Here is a 26,004-nt window from a genome sequence, read left to right as displayed (position 1 = left end):
CTTATGAAGCAGTCGTGATGGTTAGAACCTGCCTAGCGTATCGTTTTGATATGAACGATAAAATAATAATATTTGATAAACATTAAAAGTAAGAGGAAAATTTGTAAATGGAGGGAGTTTGTAAAGTAGATTGCCAGTAGTATCATGATACTTGCAAAGCTTAATAAGCGAACCTTTGTTTGCAGGGTCATTTCCTGATTTCTAACAAAGCTATCCAAATGTTTTTGATACAGCTTCGTTTGAACAAACCATTGATGAAGTCGCTTCGAGCTTTTCGCAAATAGCACAGCAGCTAATAATAGAAAGGGTGTGGTTGGTAAAACCGGTAATAACACACCGATGGCACCAAGTGCGCTGCTTATACAGGCAAGTATAAAATAAATGATTTTCATAGATTTCTTTCCTTTCTGCTATGGTAGATATGAGATACTACGAGCCATGGCTTATGAAACAGCATGCGTGGTCCGCTAAAGCGCATCACTTTGCGAATCTTTTCACGCATTTCGCTTTGGTAACAGTGTACCTTGCAGTTGGAACAAAAACTTTTGGTTTCCATAAAGGGACAGCAATCGATTCGTTGACAGGCATATTCCAATAGTCTTTGGCAATCCTCACACATCGCTTGTTTATGATTCTTTCGGCAATATAAAGCAATCATTTGCTCGATGACCGCTTTTTCCTTGGAACGCTTTGTTTTAGCTGACACGGCCATTTTCGATATGCAAAATTTCATCGGCAATACGTAGGGTTGCTTGGCGGTGAGTTACCAATAGGATCGTTGTATCCTTTTGTTCCTTAAGACTTTTTAAAATCATGGCTTCATTCAATACATCTAAGCTGCTGGTCGGCTCATCAAGAAGAATGCAAGGTGCTTGATGTAGGAAGGCACGTGCTAAGGCAATTCTTTGTCGCTCACCGGCAGATAGAGAGGAACCTAGCTCTGCGACACTGGTTTCATATTCCTTCGGCAAGGACATGATGAAATCGTGAATGTTTGCTTTTTTACATGCTCTTTCAACATCGCTGACACTTGCCTCTAAATTGGCAATATGCACATTGTTAAAGATGGTATCGTGGAACATGATCGTATCCTGTGTAACATAGCTTTGCATATCACGCAGATCATTTGTATTGATACTATCCAATGCTCGCTCACCAACTTGAATTGCTCCGTCCTGTGCTTCATAAAAACGCATCAACAGCTTTAATAAGGTACTCTTTCCACTTCCGCTTTTTCCAAGAATGCCAGTTATTTTTCCTTTTTCAAACGTATGGGATACCTTATCTAAAATTCTTTCCTTATCATAAGCAAAGCTTATATTTTCTACCTTTATCGTATCAAATACAGCATCTTCCTTACCATTGATGTCCTCAACCTGTGGTGCTTCTTCTAATAGGGCTAATACTCGTCTTGCGCTTGCCATCGTAAGCAAAAGATGATTGGATAGTGAGGAGAGTGCCAATACCGGACCAAAGCTGGAAAGCATAAGAACGGTTGTCATGATTAAAGAAGTAATGGATACCTCACCCTGCATATAAAGGGTTGTGGCAACGCCTAGCATCAACAAGCTAAAGCTCATCACTGCCATTGTTTGTAAGCTTGCATTTTTTCCTTCATGACGCTTTAGCTTTTCTTGCGCCTTGTTTACTTCCGCACTACGCTTCAGCATGCCCAACTTACGCTCATCAGCGATTTGATATTGTAGAATATCCTGCATGTTTCGTAAATTTTCTAGCGTATAACTGCTCATTTCACCAAAGATAGCCTTGCTGGTTTCTCCGTCTTTTTTTCCTTGTTTCATAATGATAAACGGAATGAACAATGCACAAAACGCATAGCCTGCCAAGGCAATTAGGAAGAATAAGATGTGCATACGATAAAACTGAAACAGTAAAATGATACTTGTTACAAGAGCGATTAGGATCGGTGAAATCGTATGGGCATAAAACACCTCGAGTGCTTCGATATCACCGGTAATCAGATAAATCAAATCACCGGAGTCATGGCGATCTAGCTTTGCCGGTGCTAACTTACGTAAAGCTTTGAATACCTTATCACGCAACAGAGCCAACAAACGAAAGGCGATGTAGTGATTGCATGCCTGTTCGCCATAATGTAAGATACCTCGCATAAGTGCAAATATAAGCAATAAGATAAAGAATACATGAATCGGAAAATCCGGTGCTTGAATCGCAATATGCGTAATCAATAAAGCCGCAAAATATGGAATATAAATCGCACATAAATAGCCAACAACTCCTAGTATGACCGCAAGTACCATATATCCGGCTAGAGGTCTTACAAGCTTGGACATCTTCCACATCAGCTTTATATTGTTTTCTTTATGCATGCGCACTTCCTCCTTCCCATTCCTCTAGCTCTCTTTGCTTTTCAAACATTGCATAATATTTGCCTTGTTGCTGATACAATGCTTCATGACTTCCTTGCTCTATACAGTGTCCCTGCTCCATGACATACACTCTATCACAAGCAGTAATGCTTGCCAGACGATGGGTAATCAAAACAACGGTTTTCTTTTCCTTTACCAACTGCTTTAAGACCGCAAGAATTGCCTCCTCGCTTTCCACATCAATATTGCTTGTGGCTTCATCAAAGATATAAAGCTCACGATCGGCTAATAACGCTCTTGCTAATGCCAAGCGCTGCTTCTGTCCTCCGGATAAGTTGTTTCCCTTTTCCAACAGCTGCATATCCAAGCCGCCCTGCTCTTGTAAGAATCCATCTAAGCGTACTTGTTTTAAGGCGTTCCACATTTCTTCTTCATTCGCATTCGCCTTGCCAATCAATAGATTCTCTCTTACACTGCCTTTTAATATCATCGGCTGATGGGTAATATAGGCTGCTCTTTGATAAAAGGAAGTATCCTTGATTTCCTTGCGCTGCTTACCTTGTATTTGCACACTGCCTTCATAGTCCTTATGGAATCCGCTCATAAGTTTCGCAATCGTACTTTTCCCACTTCCGCTTTCTCCGATGATTCCGATAAATTCCTGTGGCTGTATTTCCAAGGAAATATCGAATAAGATCTGACGGCTTTGATCGTAAGAAAAATTTACATGTTCCATTGTAACGGAAAGCGCATCGTCGCTTAACACCTCTTGTCCTTGCGTATCGCTTGGCATATCCAAGATTTTGAATATTTTATCACTGGCGGCAATTCCGTTCATTGCGATATGAAAGAAAGAGCCTAGGATTCGTAGAGGAATGAAAAATTCAGAGGATAGTAGAATAATACATAGCACCGCAAATAGCGAAACACTTCCGTTGATAAAACCGCTAATCGCAACGATACTGCCAACCGCAGCTCCGCCATAGGCAATAAAATCCATAACGCTGACGGAGTTTAACTGCATCGTTAAAACACGCATTGTAATCTTACGAAAATTCTCGGCTTCCTCATTCATTTTTTGATTGCGATATGCATCTGCCTTATAAATTTTAAGCGTTGTTAATCCTTGTAGGTTTTCCAAGAAGCTATCACCGAGATTGGCATAGCTTGTCCAATACTTCGATAATAAACGCTTCGCCAACTTCTGAACGGCAATAATGGAAAGTGGAATCAGTGGCACACAGATCAAAAGTACAACCGCACTTTTCCAATCCAACCATACCAAGATCAGAAATAAGGTAAGAGGTGCCAACATACTGTAAAAGAACTGCGGCATATATCTTCCAAAATAAGTTTCCAGCTGGTCGATTCCTTCTACATTCAGCTGTACAAGCTCACTGGTTGATAAATGCTCCTGATAGGCACTTCCCATTTCAATCAGTTTATCAAACATTCGATTGCGTAAGTGATCCTTTATTCCGCTGCTTGCCTTGTGAATATAGTAGGTACTGCGATTGGTGGCTAACATACGCATGGCAATACATATAATGGATATGGCAATAACCAGCCATAGCGATGAAACACGAATCGTCTGATGCAGTGCCTGATCAATAAGAAAAGCTATTGAAAAGACAAAAGCAATATTGCATAACAATGAAATCCATTGCATCAAAACTGTTTTAAATATATCGGTTTTGGCTTGCGGCATTTCATTTAATAAACGCTTGTTAATCATAAAACCTCCCTAGTTAGCTTAAACTAACTTTGTGAACGATTAAAGTTTACCATAGCTAACTTAAGCTGTCAATAGCTTTTCCTATTCTTTCATTCGTTAGCACAAAAAAGGTCCTACCCTACGGCACGACCTTATTTAAATTATTCAATTATAGTGGTTATTGACAGTTTTATCCTACCAAGGCGGCATGACCCATGGCAAGATATCAAGCACTTTTTCTATTACCTTGCCCTGTTTTTCACCCTTCATTTTTTCTTTTGCTACATAAGCGATTTGTTCCTTACAAAAGCCTGCCTGCTTGAGTTCTTCTGCTTCCTCTTGCGTAAGATATTCCGCAATCAGCTTATCCAAATCCTCACCTTCATCAAATAGCTTGTCATACGAAAAATCCTGTTTATTTTCTGTCATGCTTTCACCTCCATTGAAAATCGTATGTTCATTGCTTACTGTATCTCTAAGTACATCATACATAGAAAATCAGTGAAATGCAAGCAGCGATCAAGGGGTTTGATAAGCTAAATTTTATTATTTAATTCCATATATATTTTTCATATTCCATTTATTTTGGAAATTTACTTTCTATTCCCGTTTCGATCAAAATTCTTTTTCAATGCTCTTTCAGTAGGTATAATAGCACCGACGAGTGGGATAAGCTGTACAAAACATAAAGCTGCACCTACTATTCCGATAATATTCTCTGTTTTTCCCATAACCGTAAACATAACCAATGATGAAATAGGCAATAAGATAAACCCACTTACATACCATAGCTTTCCACAATAGGTATGAGCAAATACCCAAGTATCTTTATTTTTCATCGTCATTGCCGTACGATATCCGAATATTCCGTTTATATCTTTTGGGGTATGTTTAAAAAAGTATTTTCCAAAGCCAACCATAAGCAATGGCGTTAATAAATCTATACATAACATAAATATCCAAAACCACATCGTAATTCCTCCAAAAGCTCTATTTCTTATTACTTCCTATTTTTTGGTAAGCTTTTCCTAGTTTATTATGTAAAGCTTATAACTTTGTGTAAACACCTTGCCCATCTAAATACAAAACACAGTCTGCCTCTAATCTATGCGCTAATACACGCTGAACATTCTTTTGATCACTGCACTTATAAAAGACAATCGCTTCTTCCATAGTCGTACCCTTTGCTTTACGTTCGATCAAGCGCTTTTCTAGCATTGCTTCATCTCCATAAAGAAAAATAGAATAATCGCAATACTGCTTTAAATCCCGCCATGGTGCTTCGTCCAGCAACAAGTAATTTCCCTCAAGCAAAACAATATCTTTATTCACCAACATAGCATCATTTTTCGGATTGTGTAAGGTACGATCATATATCGGCCAAGCAAGATCCTTCGTTTTGCTGTCTATGATGTAGCTTTTTAATTTTGCATAATCAAAACTTTCCGGACAACCCTTTACATCACGCAGCAAACCACCTCTTACAAAATGAAAATCCAAATAGTCATTTGGATAGTGGAAACCATCCATACCGATTCCCTGTACATTATCATATCCCATATCTTTTGCTAATTTCTCCAAAAATGCCACCAAGGTGGACTTCCCGCAGGCAGGAGGTGCAGCAATAAACACTAGGATTCGCTTTTTCTTCTTTGCATATAAATTCTCCCAATGCTTAAGCAAAGGCTGAAAGATTTTTGTGATGTTTTCTTTCGTATAGCTTGCCTCTACCTCATACCCGTTGATAGTAAAAATATCCCTTACCCATTCCATAGTCAATCTCCTTATTTTTACGCAATTCACTAGAGCTTTTCTTTAATATAGATTATAATAATGTAGTGTATGAATGTAAAGGGAGGTTTTAAAATGCATGTAATGAAAAAATTTATCGGCTACTATAAGCCTTATAAAAAGATTTTCTTTATTGATATGTTTTGTGCGATGATGATCAGCTTGATCGACTTGGCATTTCCGCAAATTTTAAACTATTTAAATGATACCTTATATCTTGATACAAAAGAGGCAATTCTCAATAGCCTATTGTACTTGTTTATCGGACTGCTTATTATGTATATCGTACGTGCGGTTTGTCGTTTCTATGTGTCCGGTCAAGGACATATCATGGGGGCACGCATGGAGAGCGATATGCGTCAGGACTTGTTTGATCATTATGAAAAGCTGTCTTTTTCTTACTATGATAAAAATAATACCGGTGAAATGATGAGCCGTTTAGTTTCTGATTTATTTGATATTTCCGAATTTGCTCACCATGGGCCAGAAAACCTGTTTATCAGTCTGTTGAAGATTATCGGTTCTTTTGTACTGTTATCCTTTATCCATATTCCACTTACCTTGATTTTATTAAGCGTAACACTTATCATGCTTGTCTTTTCTTACTATCAAAATAAACGTATGCAGGCTACTTTTACGGATAACCGCCGTAAGATTGCCGGTGTCAATGCCAGCTTACAGGATAGCTTAGCCGGTATTCGTGTTGTGAAAAGCTTTGCGAATGAGGATTTGGAAAGAGAGAAATTTTATCAATCCAACGATCGTTTTTTGAAATCCAAGGAAAACAATTATAACATCATGGGAATTTTCTATGGTGGAAATAATTTCTTTCAAGGCTTATTGTATTTGGTTATTTTGGTTGCCGGAGGATATTTTGTGGCAATGGGAACACTTGACCCTGTAAGTCTTGCGACTTATGCTTTATATATCAATATCTTTGTTGCGCCAATTGAAATTTTAGTAGAATTTACCGAAATGTTCCAAAAGGGATTCTCCGGCTTTAAACGATTCTTAGAGGTCATCGAAACCGAACCGGAAATCGTTGATCGTCCTGATGCTAAAGAGCTAAAAGATGTCAAAGGAGTTATTGATTACCAAGATGTTTCCTTCGCTTATACTGATGAAGAACCGGTATTGAACCATGTAAATATTCATATCGAAGCCGGAAAATCGGTTGCGTTGGTTGGACCAAGCGGTGGAGGAAAAACAACCCTTTGCAGCTTACTGCCTCGCTTCTATGATGTCGGTGATGGCAGTATTTCCATTGATGGCGAGGATATTCGTAACTTTACATTACATAGCTTACGCAGCAGTATCGGTATTGTTCAACAAGATGTTTATTTATTTGCCGGATCGATTCGTGATAATATTGCCTATGGTAAGCCAACTGCCAGTGATGAGGAAATTATCGAAGCAGCTAAGAAAGCAAATATCCATGACTTCATCGAGGCACTGCCTGATGGGTACGATACGTATGTCGGAGAGCGTGGTACACGTTTATCCGGTGGGCAGAAGCAGCGTGTATCCATTGCTCGTGTATTCTTAAAAGATCCGAAGATCTTAATTCTTGATGAAGCTACCAGTGCTTTGGATAATGAAAGTGAACGTCATATTCAAAAGAGCCTTGAGGAATTGGCAAAAAATCGTACTTCCATCACGATTGCCCATCGTTTATCTACGATTCGCAATGCCGATGAAATTATCGTTATCACAGAAAACGGTATGGAAGAGCGAGGAACACACAAGGAGCTATTAGCAAAGAATGGTGTCTATGCAAACTACTATCGTTTACAATTTGAAGGCTTAGATTATGATGAAGATACGATTGAAACGATCCACAGCAAAGCTTAGATAATTTCTATACATTGATTTTAAATGCATAGTAAAAAGGAATTGCTTGAAATAATAGCGATTCCTTTTTGTTATATAGCTGTTTTTACAAGTGTTGCTATTGATGATTGAAAATATGATACTTTAATAATAACTAGCTCTCTTTAGTTCTTTGATATGTTTTGAATTGACAAGGATCATTCTTTACGTTACAAAAAAAGCATACCTTAGTCGATATGCTTTTAATACTAATTAAACGTATTGATGATTGCTCTTGATAAGAGAGGAACAAACTGATTCTTACGTGATAGAATATCCGCTTGGAAGCTATGCTTTTCCCCTTCATTATTAGGGAAAGCCTCCTCAACCACATAATCCAATTTCCCTGCTGCATAAAATACACTGCCGTTTTCTAGAATACTTGTAAATGCCATTACCAAAAGATCCAAGCCCTTGCCTTTTACAAACGCCTTCATTTCTTTTTCTAATTCTGTTTCAATTTCCTTAGCATCTTCTACCTGATAAGCGATTACTTGGGCAATCATGACCTTTTTACCATCAATCTCAAACTTTTTAATATCCTGACGAATCAAGTCTTTAACCGCTCGATTGGAAATGTTTGATGTTAGCTTGAACATTTCCTTGGCAAAAGCATCAATATCCAAGTTTGCAATCTCAGCCAATACCTTTGCAATCCCTCGATCTTTTTCCGTTGTTGTTGGTGATTTGAATTTCAAAGTATCGGAAATAATCGCTCCCAGCAACAAGCCTGCCAAACGCTTTGGTATTTCCATTTGATTCTCAAAATAAATAGAGGCAATAATCGCTGCGGTACTACCGATGATTTCATTACGGAAAGCAATCGGTCTGCTTGTAACGATATCACTGATGCGATGATGATCGACAATCTCCAATAAATCTGCCTTTTCAATACTTTTAACAGATTGTGAAAACTCATTATGATCCACCAAAATCACTTTTTTATTATGCTGATTTAAAACATGGAAACGAGAAACATATCCGACAAAGCGGTTTTCATCATCAACAACCGGATAGCTACGATACCTTGACTTTAACATTTTCATTCCTACTTCTTCTACAAATTCGTTAATATTGAAGGAAATCAAATCGGTTTTCATGATTAAACGCACCGGTGGTGAGAAGTATAAGTAACGTGTGGTATTCATCGTACCATGTCCGCTCTTAATAATCGGACAATGCATCTGTTGCGCCAGCTCATAAACCTCCGGTTCAATTGTATCACACCATACGACCATCAAAATACCGGCATGCTTGCGAATTGCCGCTAGCTGTGCATCGGTGTCATTCCCTACAATGACCAAGCGATCCTTTAAATCATAATTTTTCAAACGTGATTCCGCAATCGCAATAACACTAACCTTTCCATTAAAATGTCGCTCGTCATCATCATACAGCACTTCACCGCTGATGGTTTTTGCGATATAGTCCGTTGGTGTCTCCTTCAACAAAGAAATAGAAACTGCTGTATCACTCAAACCAATCTCTGCCAAATCGGATTTCGTAACCATACCCATCAGCTTATTCTTGGAATTTACGATTGCCAATGACTGTTTGTTTTGTGTTTTCATAATTTCAAGTGCTTCTTGAATCGTGGTTGTTGATGTTATTGTAATCGGCGGATCGAGTGCAATCTCTGCCAAGGTAGAGCGTGCATCTTCAAACAGCATCGGTTCATCAAAGCCGAAACGCTCCAACAAATACTTTGTTTCCGGATTTAATGCTCCTAAACGACAAGCTACGGCATCAAAGCCCTTGCGTTTTTTTAGTTCTGTATAAGCAATCGCAGAAACAATCGAATCACTGTCGGGGTGGCGATGTCCGGTAATGTAGATTTTTTCACTGTTTTTCATCTTCTTCATATCCTCATTATTTTGCAGGCCTGCTAGATCAAGCATATAGAATCCCCCTTTTTTATCTAATTAAATTATAAAACAACTTGTTAAAAAAGTGAATTAGAATGTCCTTCTTACGCAAAAACCTGTCATCGGACAGGCTCTTTGATTGTTTATTGTGCGCAATATACGACTTCTCCGTTAATAATCGTATAGGATACGGTATGCTGAGGATCTAAAATAGAGCCATCACAGATTACCAAGTCGGCATCTTTTCCAACTGCGATACTGCCAATACGATCATCAAGACCTAAGATTTTTGCCGGATTGATGGTAATTGCTTTCAAAGCGTCCATTTCCGATAAGCCTGCTTTCATTGCCAGACCTGCACATAGCGGCAAATATTCCTGAGGTACGACCGGAGAATCGGTGGTAATCGCCATTAAAATACCGGCATCATTCATCACCTTTGGTGTTTTAAAGGAGTTATGTGCCAATTCGAATTTACTTTTATGCGTCAATGCCGGCCCTACAATGACAGGATATCCACTAGCCTTGATCTGATCTACAATAATTGCCCCATCGGTGCAATGATCTAAGGTTACCTTTACATCAAATTCCTTAGCAATACGAATAACGGTTAAAATATCATCGGCACGATGCGCATGACATTTTAAAGGCAGTTCCTTCTTGATTACCGGTATCATCGCTTCTAGCTTCATATCAAAAGCAGGCTGCTCTCCGTTTTCCTTCTTTGCCAAATATTCCTTTGTTTTGAATAATGTTTCACGCAGCATAGCCGCAATATTCATACGGGTTTTGATACGGGAATCCTGATAAACTCGCTTTGGATTTTCACCGAAAGCACATTTCATAGCAATTGGATTTTTGATTGCCATTTCATCAATGCTGATGCCATGTGTCTTATAGGCTAGAAAGGTACCGCCGATGACATTCGCACTTCCCGGTCCTGCCGCTACACAGGTAATACCGGCATTGCATGCATTGACTACGGTTTCATCAAGCGGGTTACAGCCATCAATCGCACGTACCTGTGGTGTTAATGGCTCACTCATCTCATTAACATCGTTGCCCTCCATACGAATCGCGCTTTCTTCCATACCTAAATGGCAATGTGCTTCGATAAGTCCGGGGTAAACACACATTCCTTTTGCGTCAATCACTTGCTCGTCTTGTTCATCAATGCTTCCTATTTTCGCAATCTTTCCGTCTTTTACAAGAATATCCCCCTCTTGTACATTGTTTTCTTCCATAGTATAAATTTTTGCATTTTTGATAATCATATTTCCATCTCCTCCTATCTATAACTTATGAAATATCGGTTTCATATTCTCAAAGGTACAAAACTCTTTAAAACCAATCGAACGCAGTTCTTCCTTGACCTCCTCGACGTATGCTCCTAAATGGATCGGTTTATGTGAATCACTGCCGATGGTTAAAATACGTCCGCCTAATTCATGATACAATTCCAAAATACTTTTTGCCGGTGTAATATCTCCGATATCATAACGAATACAGGACATATTGACTTCGATTCCTTTTCCATCTGCAATGATATACTTCAAAATTTCGGTAATGATTTCACGATCATTCATCACGTCATAGCCATCGTGGTTATCATAACGGCGAATCAAATCCAAATGAGCGAGTACACTATAATCATGAAATTCCTTAACGATTTTTAACATTGCTTCATAATATGCGTGATAATATTCTGCCTCGCTCTTTCCTTCTTGAAATCTACGATTCCAATAGCCTAGATTATCAATGCGATGAATGGATAATAAAACAAAGTCCATCGGATACTCACGTATGATTTCTTGATACTGAGGTATGGTTTCATACTGGATACCGATTTCCAATCCCTTTTTAATCGTAATTTGTTCTCCATACCTTTTCTGCATTTGATTGATTTCCCTAAAATATTTCTTAAATGGCGGCTTTGTTTCACTGGCATCGGCATAGCCCAAAAGCCGTATGGTCAAATCGCAGTGATCGGTAAAGCACAGCTCGTCAATCCCTAATAAAATAGCGTCCTTTACTACCTCTTCCATAGGATACACACTATCACTGCTGTAATAGGTATGTAAGTGATAATCTGCAAACATGAACATTCCCTCCCTAATTCAATTATCATTATACTCTTTTTATTAACTAATGCCGCATAAATTATTAAGTTTTATCATACTTTGGCAATCTTATAATTTTTTACCACAAATAAAAGGATTGATTTCATTTCGATAACCAATCCCTTTGCTAAATTTATTGATACTAATGTCAAATTACTTTTTAATATAAGGATAAATTGTTACTCCTTTAACTACTCGGTTAACTTCACCACTAGGACATGGATCATCTGGTTGAATACCACACGCATAAGATTTAAAGAATGCCAATATTTGTGCATAAAGAATATAGCATAAACCTAAATAAGCATTATCATAGTTCTGTTGTAAATTGAGATCAAAACAAAGATCACTTAAATGACTATAAGCTTCTTTACAATGATTTCCTATAACAATCAAACGATTATTCTTTCGTTGAAGGCTAATTTCTGTTATCAGATCCTTTTCATATTCTCTGGTATAAGAATCATCACTGACATAAACAACAACTAATGTATCATCATTTACAATTGATTTTGGCCCATGACGAAATCCCATTGGGGAATCATACATCGTGGTAACTCTACCTTGTGTTAATTCCAACATCTTTAATTGACTTTCTTGTGCTGTTCCTTTTAGACAATTTGAACCTAAGTAAACGATACGTTTAAAATCATAAACCTCTACAAACTCTTTCAATTTTAACCAATCATTTTCTATAATTCGATTTGCGGCTTTTCCAAGATCCTCAAGCATCGCATCAAAAACTGATAAACGATCTAGTTGAAAACAAAGTAATGTCGCTAATGCCATATTGGTGTATGAAGATGTCATGGCAAAACTTTTGTCTAGTGTTTCCGGAGTTAAATTAATCGCAAGTGCATTATTTCTCAGCTTTGCTGCTTTAGACAGTGCACCGTCTTTATTACAGGTAATAAACAAATGATAAATATTCTCACATACCGCATCAGCAGCTTGTAGTGCGCCTACGGATTCCGGTGAATCTCCGCTTCTTCCATAGGAAATTAAAAGTGTAGGCTTTGTTTTTGATAAATATTTTTGCGGTGCAGCTACGATATCTGTTGTTGCATAAGATTTTACTTTATATTGCAGCTGTTCGTTTAAAAATGGATAAATTGAGTTTCCTACATATTCACTTGTTCCCGCACCACAGAGTACAATATCAAAATCTTCTTGTAAAATTACTTGATTTATAAATTTTTGAATATCATTCTGATTTTCTTTAATTTGATGTAATGTTTTTTTCCATGTATTTGGCTGTTGTGCAATCTCATTACTTGTATAAACACCTTTGCATGAAATCCAATATTTTGTTGTCTTTCCAAACATTTTCTTTTCCCCTTTTTTATTGAAATGTAATTTTATAGCTGTATTTTTTATGTTGATTCGGCTCTAAACAAGCAACCTCTTCCTTTTTTGAAATTTCATTATTGTAGCCTTTAAAATCAGTATGTCCTACCCAAGGCTCTATACATATAAATTTCAATGGTTTATCTTTGATATACGGAGACCATATAGCCAAGTTGTCAAAATCTTCAAAAGACACTGTAATTCTACGGTTATGATTAAGATTTTTAATAGATACATTGTTTGATTTTGGATGATAAAATGCCAATGCTTCTTTTTGAAATAAGTTTTTACGTATAAAGAAGCGACTTTCTTCAAAGAAAAATTGACTTTTTTCAGGTATTAATTGTCCGGTTTCACACACTTTAAAAATATCTGTTGTTTCTTTTTCTTCAAATTCAATATAGTAATCATTGCAATTTTCATTCTCATACATAGGCACACAGAAGCCTGGGTGTCCAGCGTAATTATAATACATAGCTTCATTGCCATCATTATAAATAGTCGCAGACATAACTAATTCACGTCCAACAATCTCATAACGTAATAAAACCCGACAATTAAACGGATACTTCCTTTTTAAATCTTCTGTATTGGTAAATAAGAACTCTACATAATGTTTCTCTTGATTAAGTATTGGTATTCTTTCATATCGAATCAGCCCATTTGATTTCAAAGGATAGGACTTTCCTTTATGATAAAATTCAAGATTATTAAGTTTTCCAATAACCGGAAAAACTACTGGTGATGAGCTAGACCAATATGTTGAATCCCGTTGCCACAAATACTCTATTTCATGTTCTAAATCATAGATGGAAATCATCTGCGCTCCATTTTCATCAATTCTAACTCTTATCTGTTCTGATGTAATTTCTACCATATCATTTCCTCTCAAAAAGCGATCATAACAATCGCTTTTTACAAATAAACTACCTTTCCCGTTTCAGCTGATTCATGAACTGCCTGTGCAATACGTGTAGCTTGCAAGCCATCATAAGCAGATGTTCTAAATTCCCTTTCGTTAATAATATCACTAATAAATTCCTGCATTGGCTCTAATCCAAACCCACTTGCACTATGTTCATCAAAATTCATAAAAATATAGTTAGGAATATTTTCCTTCTTTTCTGTAAAATATTTAACACCTCGATAGGATTCATTTTTGAAGTATTTATTCTCTGTTAGAATTACAAGCTGTCCATCATTAGATTTCGGATATGTGTTCGGTAGAATCCAGCTAGTTTCTACTGTCCAATTACTACCATCCTTCATCGTTAAAATCGTTTGAATGTTATCCCATGTATGATAGCCCTCCTTTTCTAAAATTTCTTTATTTCCACTAGCATAAACCTTTTCTACTTCGCTTCCTGTAATGTAGCGAATTAAATCGTAACAATGAACTCCTAAAAACCAAGCAGGTGATGATTTATCTGTCCAAGTAAACCATTTTTTAGGGACATCAATAATATCGTCCAATGCCATATATCCTCGAATAACTTTCTCCTTATCTTTTTGTATTTCATCTTTAATACAATTATATGCCGGATCCCAACGCTTATGAAAATCTACTGAAATCTTTACATTATGTCTTTCTGCTAAACGAAGAATTTCTTCACATTCTTCTATTGTTGTCGCAAGCGGTTTTTCAATTAACAGATATTTAATTCCTGCTTCAATTGCATCTTTAGCTGGTTCAAAATGATATGGATCCGGAGTAGCAATACTAACGGCATCTAACTTTTCTGCATGTATCATTTCTTTTACAGTAGCATATCCCGTAACATTATACTTTTTACTTGTTGCACATCTTCTTTCTTCATTTAAATCACAAAATACAACTCTTTCCACATTTGGATCACAGATAAATGTGTGTATATGATAATTCCCATAAATTCCTGCGCCTACTACACCAACTGTTATCTTTTTCATATTCCATACCCCCTATTTTATAAAGATTCAATACCAATGGTTTCTTCAAAAGCTTCATCTTCTTTTGCATAATATTTTTCTAAATATTTTCCACCGAAAATTGCAACAATATCAACAACAACTAAAACGATCGCACCTACTACTGGAATTTCAGCTAATAGTGTCGGAATCAGAATAAACAAATTACCCAATGCCATTGTTGTTGCTTGCATTCCTTCTGCAACTAATTCCATGCCTGCATCTGCGGCAAGCTGTGTAAACATTGGAGCTGCCCAACTAGATACCCATAATACGATTGGAATAAAAATCAAGCTTGAAACGATGGTTCTTCTCTTGTTTGCTCTATGCACAATGGTTGCAAAGCATACATAGAAAGCCGCAAATGGTACTTCACCTAGTGGAAGTGTCGTATTTCCAGGAAGAATCGCAGCCAAGAGCATAAATACTGGAATCATTAAGAAACCTACAGCAATAGTTACTGGATGTCCGATAGTTACAGCGGAATCTAATCCGATATACAATTCACGATCAGCAAAATGCTTCGTAAAGAATTTTTTTGCTTGGTTGGAGATTGGAATTAATCCATTTACCATCATCTTTACTACTGTTGGGAATAGTTCCATTAAAGCTGCGGTTTTAATAGTTACATCTGCAATTCCCTTGAAATCATAACCTGCAACAATTCCAAAGAACATACCCATAATTAATCCTAAATAGATTCTTTCACCAAAAATTGCGCCTATATAGTGTCCAATACCTTTTTTCTCATTTTCTTGATAATCATCTTCGATCTTCTTATGTGCTAAGAAAGGTATATGATCATAAATCTTATCTAGTAATAAAAACAATGGCGCACTTGCTGCTGCAAATCCATGCGGAATCGCAATTGCTTCAATTCCTATAATCTGTTGTGTTCTATGAGCCATGACATCTGCTACCTTTAAGCCCAAAATAGCATGTGTAACGCCCGCCAGAATACCTAACCAAAAGTTACCTGTTACAAGATTTACAAAACCAGCTGTAATTGCAAAATACCAAAAATTATAAATATCAACATTTACAGTATTTGTAAGCTTCAACGCAACCATAATAATATTTACTACTACAATAATTACAATTAACGTTGCACCGATTAAGCCACCAAAACCAACAGCTGCTGCCGGTGATCCTCCAACATCAATAGCGGTAAGATTTAAATTTAATACATCTACCATTTCATTGATGACCGGGCCTAGTGAATTTGAAGTCAATGTCGAAACAATACTGACACCAACTAAACCAATACCAACAGTTGCTCCAGCTTTTACTGCCTTTGAAAACTTTAATCCGAATAACATACCAATTAAACACATTAACATTGGTACAAAAATATAGCTTCCTAAATCAACGATATACGAAATTATATCCATTACAACTTGCATATATTTATTTCCTCCCAAGTTTATTTCAAAATTTCTAAAATTTGTTCTGTAACTGCTTCTTCATTTACTCCGGATAAATACGCACTTCCGGAAACCACCGGTGATTCATATTTTTTACGAACTCGCATGGTTGTAATAATCAAGTCTACATCACCATCATAATTATCAACCTCTGTTAAAGTACATTGAATTGTTTTAAACGGGATACTATTTTTCTTTAATATTTGTTCTACTTTATCTTTCACCATACTTGAAGTAGCCAAACCGGCTCCACAAGCAATAACTATTTTCTTCATAACATAACCCTCTTTAGCTTTCTAATGTCTCTATATATTCATTTAATAATTTACATATTTCATTCTTTGAACTAATACTTTGAAGCTTTTTAAATAATTCTTCATCCCTAACTAGCTGCATTAGGATTTTTAGCATCTCCATGTGTTCATGTGAGCCATTAATCGCTAGCATAAATACGATTTTTACCGGTACTGTTTCATCAATATCCTCCATGTGCTTAAAGCCTACTGGTGTTTTTAAAATCCCAATCGCAATGTTATTTCCCTTTGTTTCCGGATCGAAAGCATGAGGAATCGCTATTACTGCCCCTTTCGTTATTAAGCCCGTAGGATACTCTTTTTCTCTTTGTAATACCAGCTCCGAATAATGACTACTAACACATTTTCTATCAGCTAGTTTCTTTGCTAGAAATCGTATAACCTCTTCCTTATTTTTTGCACTAATATTTGTTTCTACAAGTTCAGGTATAAATTTATAATTCATCATTTCACCTCTTTTCCTATTCTTTCTCTAATTTTCTGATACAGTTGCCCTTTACTCTTGCTTTCCATAATACTTTGATTACTGTTTCTATCATAAAGCATACCGGATATTTCCTTTAAGATCTGTAAATGTGATTTTGAATCCATCGGAGCCATTACAATTACAAGCCTTACCGGTGTTTTATTATCATCAAAGTGGAAAGGGGTTTTTGTTAATAAAATGGAAACTGCATTTTCCTTAACTCCCTGTTCAGGACGTGCATGAGGTAAAATGATATATGGATAAATAACGAAGTTACTACCATACCGTTCAATGTTTCTATTTACAGCGCTAATATATTCACAATCTACTTTTCCCTGATCAATGAGTGGTTGAATACAGATAACAACTGCTTCTTTCCAACTTTCTACACATTCTATATACTGAACGCTTTCTTGTGTCAGAATATCATCCAGCATCGTATCACCTCGATTCAACTGTAAGAAATATATCTCTTTACACTGCCATTATAGCAACCTGCCTATATATAAAAAAGTCCAACTAGATTGAACTTTTTTGTGCAATCAATTGGACTTAGAATTTTTTGGTATTCTATATGTAGCTTGCGATAACCTTTTATAAATCTCTTGTGTATCTTGCATTTGATCAAGCTCACTTAGTAATGCTGGATCAGATGACATGTTCATTATGCCTCTAAGTAAATGCAAATGCTTATCTTGTTCAGGATTTGATAAAATAAACAAATATTTCACTTCCTCTCCTTCAAAAGATATTGTTCGCTTACTAATTAGTAAGGATAACCCTAAAATATTAGCACCCTGTGATGGCGCTGCATGCGCAATAGCAACTTTATTTCGCAATACAATATATGGGCCATACTCCTTTAACAATTCTATCATGGCAATAATATATTTTTCTTTAATTACTTTCTTTTGTAAAAGTGGTTTTGATGCAACTTTTATTGCTTCTTCCCATGATTTCTCTTCGTTTAAAATTTGAATGTTCTCCGGTTTTAACAAATCAAATGCTTGGGTTGGACCTTTCTTTTCAATCTCAACCAATACATTCCCTTCTTTTAAATATTGATAAACATCTTGTTTCAATGCCTCCATTTTTTCTTGTGGAACATATCTCTCCAATAATTGAAACAGTCCGTTGATATGCTCCCCATCTGCTTTATAAGTATCAACGTTTAACATCATCAGCGATGCAATTCTAGATTTATCCTCATTTGTTAAAATAGTATGTACTTTAATCCATGGCATTTCACATTGGATATCAATCGTAGATACTATAAAATCTATATCTTCCTCATATTCATCAATATTACTTGCCGCTGCTGTTGCGACAACCGTAACATTTGAATATAACTGTTCGACCTCTCTTTTCAATAGCGTTGAAGTTGAAATACCACTGGGGCAAACTACGAGAACGCGAATTTTACGATAAAACTTTCCACTTCCTTGTCTTAGATGTCCACCAAAATGCATGGTAATATAGACAATTTCACTGTCTAATACCGGAAATGGAAACTCACTGCTTAAGTCTTTACATATCTCTGAAACTAACTGATATAAATCTGAATAGTTTTCTTTTACTTCCTCAATAAGTGGATTTACAACTTGAATAGACAAACGATAATAGTACATAGTCAATTTAAAATGAATATATAATGAGTTAATTAATCCATTTTTATCAACAAGCTGAATATATGCTAAGCGTTCAAATACATCACATAGATGCTGTGCCAATTCAAATAACTGAATATCGCTCTCATCATCTTTTACCTTTAGTGTGCTTCCTGCCTTTGAGCCTAATAGATGCACTGCTAGATATAATCGTTCATGAACATTAAAATCTTGAAAATAGATGTCAATTAATCGCAGCTCAGAAGTTTTCCCTAAGTCTTTTAGCTCTAACAATGAGAACTCAAACTGCTCTTTTACATTGCGTATAATACATAATAAACAAGCAATTGATAACAACATTTCAAAATCGTATTCATTATTCATCTCCAAAGATATTTTTATTAACCGATTATAGAAATCCTCTACATCACTTGAATTAAGAAAATGTAAGCTTTTATAGTGAATCCTATTCAGTAATAAACGTAAATAGTACAATAAAACCGTACGTTTACTTAATGTCTTTCCATTAATAGAATAACCTCTTTTAATATCAAATTCTAAACACAAATCATAGCTTTCCAACTCTTCTTTTACTTGCTTTAAATCATTAAAGACAGAATTACGTGATATCTCCATTTCGTCCATAATACTTTCTACATGTACCGGACTTTGTGGATATAAAAGCCAACATATTAAATAATATACCCGCTCTTTTGGTTTCATAACCTCATCAGAAGCTTCTTCGCATATAAGCTCATGTATTTTTTCTTTTTGTTCTTCTTTTATAAAATATCCTTGCTTTCTTATATTTTGAATCGGATCTAATGAACAATGATAGAGTGTATCATTAAGCTTATTTACAATATAATAAATTGTACGCTTACTAATATTCATTTGTACTTGCAAAGAAGATATAGAGACGGGTGCATTTGTATTTAATAAAATATTTAGAAATTCCTTTTGTCTATAATCAAAAACTACCATACCTCTTACCTTCTCTTTCGTATAATTTTATTCTTTATTTTGATTCATAAGAATATATTCTTCAATATGCTTTAATAGCTTCCTACTTTTCTTTTCTGATTTTTTATGCAAATACATTTTATGAAGTTTTGATTGGCTTCGTAATTTCTTTCCACTTAAAAGCTTAAATGTCTCTGTATAAGTAACACATATTTTGTTTTCTTCTTTTTCTTCAATTTCATAAGTTACAGTTGTAATGTCGATTTCGCTCGTAAAACTAGCACTATATATTTTCGAAGGTACACATTCTAAAATTTTAATAATGACCTCTGCATTTTTTGAAGATCTACCTGAAATTTTCTTCTTATAGGTTAGTCCTGATTTCAATTGACTTGCATGCATTTTACGGTTTGTCTGTCTCTGTATATCTCCTAAGATCGAACGTACAATTTCATCAAAAAATGTTTTTGAAGAAACGTTCAAAAGCTCACTTACCTGTATATATTCACTATTATCAAATTTCTCAAGTGTCATAATTTAACTCCATATATATTAAAAAATATACTTTCCTTTCTTCTAAGCATCTTTATGAAAACAATAAGATTATTAAAAATTCTGCTCATCGCTTATTATACACTAAAACGCTTACAAATCAATATTTTTATAATATCTATAGAAAGTAGTTGATTTTTATTACACCAACATCAACAGTGTTCCGATTGTTAATACACCTAAACCAAAAACAGCCTTCTTGGATAGCTTCTCATGCAACACAACAACCGAAAACGCAACGGTAACCAAAATACTTAGCTTATCAATCGGTACAACAAGCGATGCCTGTCCATCTTGTAAGGCTTTATAATAACAAAGCCAACTAGCTCCCGTTGCCAATCCGGATAAGCCTAAAAAGAAAAGTTCCTTGCGTGAAATCGTATGTATGCTATCCTGCTTCTTTGTAACAAACACAACGATCCATGCCATCACCAATACAACACTTGTTCGAATTGCCGTACCTAGATTGCTTTCAATATCATGAATACCGATCTTTCCTAAAATGGTTGTTAAGCTTGCGAAAATCACAGACAAAACAGCATATAAAAACCACGAGCTATGCTCTGTTTTGCTTACTTCCTTTTTCGGCTCCAACATCAAATAGGTTCCAAGCGTAATTCCTGCCAAGCCTATCAATTTACCAAATGTAATTTCTTCATGAAAAAAGATAAAAGATAAAAGAATTGTTAAAACAATACCGGATTTATCGACTGCTGCCACCTTATTCACGTTTCCCTTTTGCAATGCTTTGAAATAAAACAACCAACTCGCACCTGTTGATAAGCCGGATAATATCAAAAAGATTAAAGTTTTCGGTTGTATGGCAGATAACTCGGATAAAGAACCCGATATAGCAGCCATAAGCCATGAAAAAAACAACACTACAACTGTACGAATTGCAGTTGCGACATTACTATCGGTATGCTGAATACCGATTTTTGCCAAAATTGATGTAAGTCCCGCAAACAAAGCCGAACCAAATGCAAATGCTAACCACATAAGATCACTTCCCTTTATAAATAAATTATACTAAAATTTTTCTTTGTTGGCTGAAATATATAAAAGAAAGAGCCCTCTTTCAAGAGCTCAATTCATCACAACTATTAGTGTTTAAAATGACGTACTCCGGTATAAACCATGGCAATACCATACTCATTGCATACATCAATAGACAACTGATCCTTAATGGAACCACCCGGTTGAATAATTGCCGTAACTCCTGCTTTTACAGCTTCCTCTACGGTATCCGGCATTGGGAAGAAGGCATCAGATCCCATCACAGAGCCTTTTGCTTTTTCCTGTGCCTGTTCAATCGCAATACGTGCAGCACCGACACGATTCATTTGTCCGGCACCGACACCGATGGTCATGTTATCCTTAACAAGTACGATGGCATTGGATTTTACATGCTTTACAACATTCCAAGCAAACAACAGCTGTTCCAATTCTTCTTCTGTTGGCTTACGATTTGTTACACAACGCAAATCTTCTTTGGTTAGCTTATGATCATCTACATCTTGTACTAACAATCCATCATTGACATTGGTTACCTTATATTTTGCATTTACAGACAGCGTTGTATCTAGCTGCATCAAACGAATATTCTTTTTCTTTGACAAGATTTCAAAAGCATCTTCATCAAAGGCAGGCGCAATAATGATTTCCAAGAAGATATTTGCTAGTTTTTCCGCTACGGCTTTATTTACCGGCTCATTGAAAGCTACGATACCACCGAAGATTGAAACCGGATCTGCTTCATAAGCCTTATCCCATGCTTCTTCGATCGTCTTACCTAAACCAACACCACATGGATTCATGTGCTTCAAACCAACTGCCGCACATGTACCTTCAAAATCCTTTAAGATTTCAATTGCCGCATTGCCGTCTTGGATATTGTTGTAAGATAACTCCTTACCATGCAGCTGTTTTGCATTTGCCAAAGAATACTGTGGATTCATATTCTTATAGAAAGCAGCACTTTGATGTGGATTTTCTCCATAACGTAAATCCTGTACCTTATCGTAGGTAATGGTTAGCTTTTCCGGATATTTTTCACCGGTTTTTTCAGTTAAATAGCTGGCAATCATCGCATCATAATTGGCAGTATGACGGAATACTTTAGCGGCTAGTTTTTCTCTTGTTTCCAAACTTGTTTCGCCATTTGCCTTTAATTCTTCAATGACCGTTTCATAATCACTAGGATCTACTACAACCGGAATAAACTTATAATTTTTAGAAGCACTACGCAGCATACTAGGACCGCCGATATCAATATTTTCAATGATCTCCTCATGCGTTACTCCCGGCTTTTGTACGGTTTGTTTGAATGGATATAGATTCACACAAACAAGGTCGATATAATCTATGTCCAATTCCTTTAGCTGTTTTACATGTTCCTCATTATCTCGTACGCACAGCAATGCACCATGCACCTTAGGGTGTAGGGTTTTTACACGTCCGTCCATGATTTCCGGAAATCCGGTAATCTCGGAAATCCCGATGGTTTCAATTCCGGCTGCCTCTAATGCTTTCTTTGTACCTCCGGTTGATATAATTTCATAGCCTAATTTTACTAATTCGGAAACAAATTCTACTAGATTTGTTTTGTCTGATACACTTACAAGAGCTCTTTTCATTTTGTAGCCTCCTCTTCTATCCTATCGCAAACAATCTTTACAACCTTTGGAAACATACGATACTCCAAAGCATGTACATGCTCCTCCAAGACCTCTAATGACCATGATGGATCGATCACGATCTTTTCTTGATGAATGATCTCTCCGGTATCTACACCTTCATCTACATAATGTACCGTAACACCGGTAAATTCGGCATGGGCTTCATACGCATCGAGAATACTATGTGCACCCGGAAAGTTCGGTAAATAGGCAGGGTGTAGGTTGATGATACGATTCGGATAATTCGTTAATAAAACCTCACCGATAAAACGCATATAGCCGGCAAGTACGATCAGCTCGACTCCATATCCCTTTAAAATACGTAAAATCTCACTTTCATATTCTGCCTTATTGGCATATTCCTTCGGATTTACATAAACAAAGGGAATGTGCAAGCGCTCTGCGCGCTTGCAGGCATACGCATTTTCTTTATCGACAATCAATACCTTACACTGTGCATTATCAATTTGCTTATCATTGATTGCATTGATTAGATTTTCAAAATTAGAGCCGTTTCCACTCGCAAAGATGGCAATATTTACCATGTTAAATCCACGCTTCCACTATTTGTAACTTCGCCGATTACATAGCTTTCTTCACCGATTTCTGACAATAAGGATTGTACCTTTTCAACATCGTTTTTATCCACTGCCATGATGAAGCCGATTCCCATATTGAAAACATTACACATTTCTTTCATTGGAATATCTCCGGTTTTCGCAATAAAGTCAAAGATCGGTTTGCGTGGATAGGTTGTAAGATCAATACTTACGCCTTGTCCCTCTTTTAACATACGTGGTACATTTTCATAGAAACCGCCACCGGTAATATGACTCATTCCTTTGATATCTACTTTTCCTAGTAAATGTTTGATTGCTTTTACATAAATACGTGTCGGAGTTAATAGCACATTTCCTAAAAGCTCACCGTTCAATTCATCATAAGTCTTATGCAAATCCAACTTAGCGTCCTTTAATAAAACCTTACGTACCAAAGAGAAGCCATTGGAATGCACACCGGAGCTTGGCAATCCGATTAAGACATTACCAGCTTCGATTTTAGAACCGTCCAATAGGTTTTTCTTATCCACAGCACCGACACAGAAGCCTGCGATATCATAGTGCTTAACATCATACATATCCGGCATCTCTGCTGTTTCACCGCCAATCAAAGCACACTCTGCCTGTACACAGCCGTCCGCAACACCTTTTACCAGCTGTTCGATTTTCTGTGGTTCGTTTTTCCCAACTGCTAAATAATCTAAGAAGAAGATCGGTGCTGCACCTTGAACCAATACATCGTTTACACACATTGCAACTGCATCAATTCCAACCGTATCATGTTTGTCCATTTCAAAGGCAATCATCAATTTGGTACCGACACCATCTGTACCACTAACAAGTACAGGCTCTTCCATCTTTAATAACGATAGATCAAACATACCGCCAAAAGCACCGATGGAATCCATTGCACCTACTACCTTTGTACGTGCTACATGATCCTTGATCAGACGAACAGACTCATAACCGGCTTCAAGGTTTACTCCGGCTTCTCTATATTTTTCACTCATTTGTTTTTCTCACTTTCTAGGATTTCCCCATAACTGAACAGCTTTGTACAATACTGTCCATCAAAACATGCGGTACATAAATTTTTGGTACCGAAAGATTCGCCCATTTCATCGACTTCCATGAAACGTAAAGAATCCGCTCCGATAAACTCACACAATTCATCGTGCGTTAAACGGGCACTAATCAATTCATCATAGGTTGAAGTATCAACCCCATAGAAGCATGGACTAATCAGCGGAGCACTGCAAATACGTACATGCACTTCCGTAGCTCCCGCTTCTTTCAACAGCTGTACGATACGCTTACTGGTTGTTCCACGTACAATGGAATCATCAATCATAAAGACACGTTTTCCCTTTACGATAGAGGATACCGCAGACAGCTTCATACGCACACCACGTTCACGCTGCTTCTGGGTTGGCTGAATGAAGGTTCTTCCCACGTAACGATTTTTGATCAATCCGATTTCATATGGAAGTCCGCTTTCTTCCGCAAAACCAATAGCTGCGGAAGTTGAGGAATCCGGAACACCTATGACAATATCAGCTTCCGTATCTTCACGCTTCGCAAGGGCACGACCGGATAAACGACGTGCAGTATGTACATTGATGCCATCAATCGTAGAATCCGGACGGGCAAAGTAAATATATTCCATCGCACACATCTTATATTGTGTATCATCGGTATATTGATAGCTATGAATTCCCTCATCATCAATTTTAACGATTTCTCCGGCTTTTAAATCACGTACATATTCACCGGCAACAATATCATACGCACAGGTTTCGCTGCTTACGCAATATCCGCCCTCCGGCAGTTTCGCAATGGATACCGGACGCAAACCGTTTTTATCACGTACGGCATAAATGGCTTTGTTTGTTAAAATGACAAAGGCAAACGCACCTTCAAAACGACGGCATGCTTTGACGATACATTCTTCAAAGCTTCCTTCCTCTACCTGAATCATGTGTGCCAATAATTCGGAATCACTGACACCTTGGAAGATGCTTCCGCGTTTTTCCAACTCATGACGCAATTCCGGAGCATTAACGATCTGTCCGTTATGCGCAACCGCAAAGCTTGCGGTATGAGAACGTACCATGATTGGCTGTACGTTTTCGATCTGATTGGCATCAGCGGTAGAATAGCGCACATGTCCGATTGCATGACGACCCGGTAAGGTCGCAATGATTTCGTTGTTAAAGACTTCTGCTAAAAGACCTTTTCCTTTATAACAGTTGATTTCTCCACCGGTGTCGCAGGCTGCGATTCCCGCTGCCTCTTGCCCACGATGCTGTAAGGCATGCAGACCATAGTAGGAAAGACTTGCGGCATCGGAATTGTTGTAAATTCCGAAAATACCGCATTCCTCATGTAATTCTCTTGATAGAAATTCATCTCTTAATTCGTTCATCGAAGTTCCCTCTT

At 36.9% G+C, this 26,004-nt stretch carries 25 protein-coding genes; 1 reads left to right on the top strand and 24 read right to left on the bottom strand.

Annotation, left to right across the window (positions count from 1 at the left end):
- Positions 1-32: 32 nt before the first annotated feature.
- The 7 genes from EUBDOL_RS04330 to EUBDOL_RS04300 all read right to left on the bottom strand — a co-directional run bounded on the left by EUBDOL_RS04330 (position 33) and on the right by EUBDOL_RS04300 (position 5,838).
- Positions 33-392 carry a YbaN family protein gene (locus EUBDOL_RS04330; RefSeq protein WP_004798884.1) on the bottom strand — a complete coding sequence of 120 codons (360 nt, stop codon included), beginning with the start codon at positions 390-392 and terminating at the stop codon, positions 33-35.
- Positions 389-712, bottom strand: a complete 324-nt coding sequence (locus tag EUBDOL_RS04325; RefSeq protein ID WP_004798879.1) for a nitrous oxide-stimulated promoter family protein — start codon at positions 710-712, stop codon at positions 389-391. The genes EUBDOL_RS04330 and EUBDOL_RS04325 overlap by 4 nt, the downstream gene beginning before the upstream one ends.
- Entirely contained in the window at positions 696-2,351 is a 1,656-nt protein-coding gene (locus EUBDOL_RS04320; RefSeq protein ID WP_004798878.1) for an amino acid ABC transporter ATP-binding/permease protein, read from the bottom strand. The genes EUBDOL_RS04325 and EUBDOL_RS04320 overlap by 17 nt, the downstream gene beginning before the upstream one ends.
- Positions 2,344-4,086 (bottom strand): ABC transporter ATP-binding protein/permease, encoded by a 1,743-nt coding sequence (locus EUBDOL_RS04315; RefSeq protein WP_004798877.1) that lies wholly within the window; start codon positions 4,084-4,086, stop codon positions 2,344-2,346. The genes EUBDOL_RS04320 and EUBDOL_RS04315 overlap by 8 nt, the downstream gene beginning before the upstream one ends.
- A 174-nt stretch (positions 4,087-4,260) precedes the next feature.
- Positions 4,261-4,494: a hypothetical protein gene (locus tag EUBDOL_RS04310; protein ID WP_040463058.1), complete on the bottom strand. Its 234-nt coding sequence runs from the start codon at positions 4,492-4,494 to the stop codon at positions 4,261-4,263.
- A gap of 164 nt (positions 4,495-4,658) precedes the next feature.
- Positions 4,659-5,036 carry an SdpI family protein gene (locus tag EUBDOL_RS04305; RefSeq protein ID WP_004798874.1) on the bottom strand — a complete coding sequence of 126 codons (378 nt, stop codon included), beginning with the start codon at positions 5,034-5,036 and terminating at the stop codon, positions 4,659-4,661.
- A gap of 76 nt (positions 5,037-5,112) precedes the next feature.
- Positions 5,113-5,838, bottom strand: a complete 726-nt coding sequence (locus EUBDOL_RS04300) for a nucleoside/nucleotide kinase family protein (protein WP_004798873.1) — start codon at positions 5,836-5,838, stop codon at positions 5,113-5,115.
- A gap of 93 nt (positions 5,839-5,931) precedes the next feature.
- Between EUBDOL_RS04300 and EUBDOL_RS04295 the strand changes: the two genes are divergently transcribed.
- The gene (locus EUBDOL_RS04295) at positions 5,932-7,707 is read left to right on the top strand and encodes an ABC transporter ATP-binding protein (RefSeq protein WP_040463056.1); all 1,776 of its coding nucleotides are present in this window, start codon (positions 5,932-5,934) and stop codon (positions 7,705-7,707) included.
- A gap of 227 nt (positions 7,708-7,934) precedes the next feature.
- On the opposite strand, the gene EUBDOL_RS04290 is transcribed toward EUBDOL_RS04295, so the two are convergent.
- From EUBDOL_RS04290 to purF, 17 genes are all read right to left on the bottom strand, one after another.
- Positions 7,935-9,623 carry a putative manganese-dependent inorganic diphosphatase gene (locus EUBDOL_RS04290; protein ID WP_004798869.1) on the bottom strand — a complete coding sequence of 563 codons (1,689 nt, stop codon included), beginning with the start codon at positions 9,621-9,623 and terminating at the stop codon, positions 7,935-7,937.
- 110 nt (positions 9,624-9,733) lie between these two features.
- On the bottom strand, positions 9,734-10,864 hold the full coding sequence (locus EUBDOL_RS04285) for an amidohydrolase (RefSeq protein WP_004798868.1): 1,131 nt from the start codon (positions 10,862-10,864) through the stop codon (positions 9,734-9,736).
- Positions 10,865-10,882: 18 nt separating this feature from the next.
- Entirely contained in the window at positions 10,883-11,689 is an 807-nt protein-coding gene (locus tag EUBDOL_RS04280) for a histidinol-phosphatase HisJ family protein (protein ID WP_004798866.1), read from the bottom strand.
- 174 nt (positions 11,690-11,863) lie between these two features.
- Entirely contained in the window at positions 11,864-13,036 is a 1,173-nt protein-coding gene (locus tag EUBDOL_RS04275; protein ID WP_004798863.1) for an SIS domain-containing protein, read from the bottom strand.
- Between the two features lie 16 nt (positions 13,037-13,052).
- Complete coding sequence (locus EUBDOL_RS04270; protein ID WP_004798861.1) at positions 13,053-13,934, bottom strand: aldose 1-epimerase family protein; 882 nt, start codon at positions 13,932-13,934, stop codon at positions 13,053-13,055.
- A 38-nt stretch (positions 13,935-13,972) separates the two neighbouring features.
- Complete coding sequence (locus tag EUBDOL_RS04265) at positions 13,973-14,983, bottom strand: Gfo/Idh/MocA family protein (RefSeq protein WP_004798859.1); 1,011 nt, start codon at positions 14,981-14,983, stop codon at positions 13,973-13,975.
- A gap of 17 nt (positions 14,984-15,000) precedes the next feature.
- Complete coding sequence (locus EUBDOL_RS04260; RefSeq protein WP_004798858.1) at positions 15,001-16,404, bottom strand: PTS transporter subunit IIC; 1,404 nt, start codon at positions 16,402-16,404, stop codon at positions 15,001-15,003.
- Between the two features lie 20 nt (positions 16,405-16,424).
- Entirely contained in the window at positions 16,425-16,700 is a 276-nt protein-coding gene (locus EUBDOL_RS04255) for a PTS sugar transporter subunit IIB (RefSeq protein ID WP_004798856.1), read from the bottom strand.
- A gap of 13 nt (positions 16,701-16,713) precedes the next feature.
- Positions 16,714-17,184, bottom strand: coding sequence for a PTS sugar transporter subunit IIA (locus tag EUBDOL_RS04250; protein WP_022419899.1), 471 nt, complete (start codon positions 17,182-17,184; stop codon positions 16,714-16,716).
- Positions 17,184-17,642, bottom strand: coding sequence for a PTS sugar transporter subunit IIA (locus EUBDOL_RS04245; RefSeq protein ID WP_004798851.1), 459 nt, complete (start codon positions 17,640-17,642; stop codon positions 17,184-17,186). Before EUBDOL_RS04245 ends, EUBDOL_RS04250 begins: the two co-directional genes overlap by 1 nt.
- A 105-nt stretch (positions 17,643-17,747) precedes the next feature.
- Complete coding sequence (locus EUBDOL_RS04240; RefSeq protein WP_004798850.1) at positions 17,748-19,796, bottom strand: BglG family transcription antiterminator; 2,049 nt, start codon at positions 19,794-19,796, stop codon at positions 17,748-17,750.
- Between the two features lie 27 nt (positions 19,797-19,823).
- Positions 19,824-20,309, bottom strand: a complete 486-nt coding sequence (locus EUBDOL_RS04235; RefSeq protein ID WP_004798848.1) for a DUF3284 domain-containing protein — start codon at positions 20,307-20,309, stop codon at positions 19,824-19,826.
- Positions 20,310-20,468: 159 nt separating this feature from the next.
- A complete protein-coding gene (locus EUBDOL_RS04230; RefSeq protein ID WP_004798847.1) occupies positions 20,469-21,326 on the bottom strand; it encodes an EamA family transporter in 858 nt (285 codons plus the stop codon).
- Positions 21,327-21,430: 104 nt separating this feature from the next.
- Entirely contained in the window at positions 21,431-22,963 is a 1,533-nt protein-coding gene (gene purH, locus EUBDOL_RS04225) for a bifunctional phosphoribosylaminoimidazolecarboxamide formyltransferase/IMP cyclohydrolase (RefSeq protein ID WP_004798845.1), read from the bottom strand.
- Complete coding sequence (purN, locus tag EUBDOL_RS04220; protein WP_004798843.1) at positions 22,960-23,550, bottom strand: phosphoribosylglycinamide formyltransferase; 591 nt, start codon at positions 23,548-23,550, stop codon at positions 22,960-22,962. The genes purH and purN overlap by 4 nt, the downstream gene beginning before the upstream one ends.
- On the bottom strand, positions 23,544-24,575 hold the full coding sequence (purM, locus tag EUBDOL_RS04215) for a phosphoribosylformylglycinamidine cyclo-ligase (RefSeq protein WP_004798841.1): 1,032 nt from the start codon (positions 24,573-24,575) through the stop codon (positions 23,544-23,546). Before purM ends, purN begins: the two co-directional genes overlap by 7 nt.
- Complete coding sequence (purF, locus tag EUBDOL_RS04210) at positions 24,572-25,990, bottom strand: amidophosphoribosyltransferase (protein ID WP_004798840.1); 1,419 nt, start codon at positions 25,988-25,990, stop codon at positions 24,572-24,574. Before purF ends, purM begins: the two co-directional genes overlap by 4 nt.
- Positions 25,991-26,004 lie beyond the last annotated feature (14 nt).

It is taken from the genome of Amedibacillus dolichus DSM 3991 (genome assembly GCF_000154285.1).
GTDB classification, from domain to species: Bacteria; Bacillota_I; Bacilli_A; order Erysipelotrichales; family Erysipelotrichaceae; genus Amedibacillus; species Amedibacillus dolichus.
Note: the sequence above shows the minus strand (reverse complement) of the source record. Positions and strands in the feature narration are given on the sequence as shown.

What these genes read in the sequence shown, in the direction of transcription:
- EUBDOL_RS04330 (WP_004798884.1), bottom strand. Translation starts at nt 392, where the DNA reads ATGAAAATCATTTATTTTATACTTGCCTGTATAAGCAGCGCACTTGGT.
- EUBDOL_RS04325 (WP_004798879.1), bottom strand. Translation starts at nt 712, where the DNA reads ATGGCCGTGTCAGCTAAAACAAAGCGTTCCAAGGAAAAAGCGGTCATC.
- EUBDOL_RS04320 (WP_004798878.1), bottom strand. Translation starts at nt 2,351, where the DNA reads ATGCATAAAGAAAACAATATAAAGCTGATGTGGAAGATGTCCAAGCTT.
- EUBDOL_RS04315 (WP_004798877.1), bottom strand. Translation starts at nt 4,086, where the DNA reads ATGATTAACAAGCGTTTATTAAATGAAATGCCGCAAGCCAAAACCGAT.
- EUBDOL_RS04310 (WP_040463058.1), bottom strand. Translation starts at nt 4,494, where the DNA reads ATGACAGAAAATAAACAGGATTTTTCGTATGACAAGCTATTTGATGAA.
- EUBDOL_RS04305 (WP_004798874.1), bottom strand. Translation starts at nt 5,036, where the DNA reads ATGTGGTTTTGGATATTTATGTTATGTATAGATTTATTAACGCCATTG.
- EUBDOL_RS04300 (WP_004798873.1), bottom strand. Translation starts at nt 5,838, where the DNA reads ATGGAATGGGTAAGGGATATTTTTACTATCAACGGGTATGAGGTAGAG.
- EUBDOL_RS04295 (WP_040463056.1), top strand. Translation starts at nt 5,932, where the DNA reads ATGCATGTAATGAAAAAATTTATCGGCTACTATAAGCCTTATAAAAAG.
- EUBDOL_RS04290 (WP_004798869.1), bottom strand. Translation starts at nt 9,623, where the DNA reads ATGCTTGATCTAGCAGGCCTGCAAAATAATGAGGATATGAAGAAGATG.
- EUBDOL_RS04285 (WP_004798868.1), bottom strand. Translation starts at nt 10,864, where the DNA reads ATGATTATCAAAAATGCAAAAATTTATACTATGGAAGAAAACAATGTA.
- EUBDOL_RS04280 (WP_004798866.1), bottom strand. Translation starts at nt 11,689, where the DNA reads ATGTTTGCAGATTATCACTTACATACCTATTACAGCAGTGATAGTGTG.
- EUBDOL_RS04275 (WP_004798863.1), bottom strand. Translation starts at nt 13,036, where the DNA reads ATGTTTGGAAAGACAACAAAATATTGGATTTCATGCAAAGGTGTTTAT.
- EUBDOL_RS04270 (WP_004798861.1), bottom strand. Translation starts at nt 13,934, where the DNA reads ATGGTAGAAATTACATCAGAACAGATAAGAGTTAGAATTGATGAAAAT.
- EUBDOL_RS04265 (WP_004798859.1), bottom strand. Translation starts at nt 14,983, where the DNA reads ATGAAAAAGATAACAGTTGGTGTAGTAGGCGCAGGAATTTATGGGAAT.
- EUBDOL_RS04260 (WP_004798858.1), bottom strand. Translation starts at nt 16,404, where the DNA reads ATGCAAGTTGTAATGGATATAATTTCGTATATCGTTGATTTAGGAAGC.
- EUBDOL_RS04255 (WP_004798856.1), bottom strand. Translation starts at nt 16,700, where the DNA reads ATGAAGAAAATAGTTATTGCTTGTGGAGCCGGTTTGGCTACTTCAAGT.
- EUBDOL_RS04250 (WP_022419899.1), bottom strand. Translation starts at nt 17,184, where the DNA reads ATGAATTATAAATTTATACCTGAACTTGTAGAAACAAATATTAGTGCA.
- EUBDOL_RS04245 (WP_004798851.1), bottom strand. Translation starts at nt 17,642, where the DNA reads ATGCTGGATGATATTCTGACACAAGAAAGCGTTCAGTATATAGAATGT.
- EUBDOL_RS04240 (WP_004798850.1), bottom strand. Translation starts at nt 19,796, where the DNA reads ATGGTAGTTTTTGATTATAGACAAAAGGAATTTCTAAATATTTTATTA.
- EUBDOL_RS04235 (WP_004798848.1), bottom strand. Translation starts at nt 20,309, where the DNA reads ATGACACTTGAGAAATTTGATAATAGTGAATATATACAGGTAAGTGAG.
- EUBDOL_RS04230 (WP_004798847.1), bottom strand. Translation starts at nt 21,326, where the DNA reads ATGTGGTTAGCATTTGCATTTGGTTCGGCTTTGTTTGCGGGACTTACA.
- purH (WP_004798845.1), bottom strand. Translation starts at nt 22,963, where the DNA reads ATGAAAAGAGCTCTTGTAAGTGTATCAGACAAAACAAATCTAGTAGAA.
- purN (WP_004798843.1), bottom strand. Translation starts at nt 23,550, where the DNA reads ATGGTAAATATTGCCATCTTTGCGAGTGGAAACGGCTCTAATTTTGAA.
- purM (WP_004798841.1), bottom strand. Translation starts at nt 24,575, where the DNA reads ATGAGTGAAAAATATAGAGAAGCCGGAGTAAACCTTGAAGCCGGTTAT.
- purF (WP_004798840.1), bottom strand. Translation starts at nt 25,990, where the DNA reads ATGAACGAATTAAGAGATGAATTTCTATCAAGAGAATTACATGAGGAA.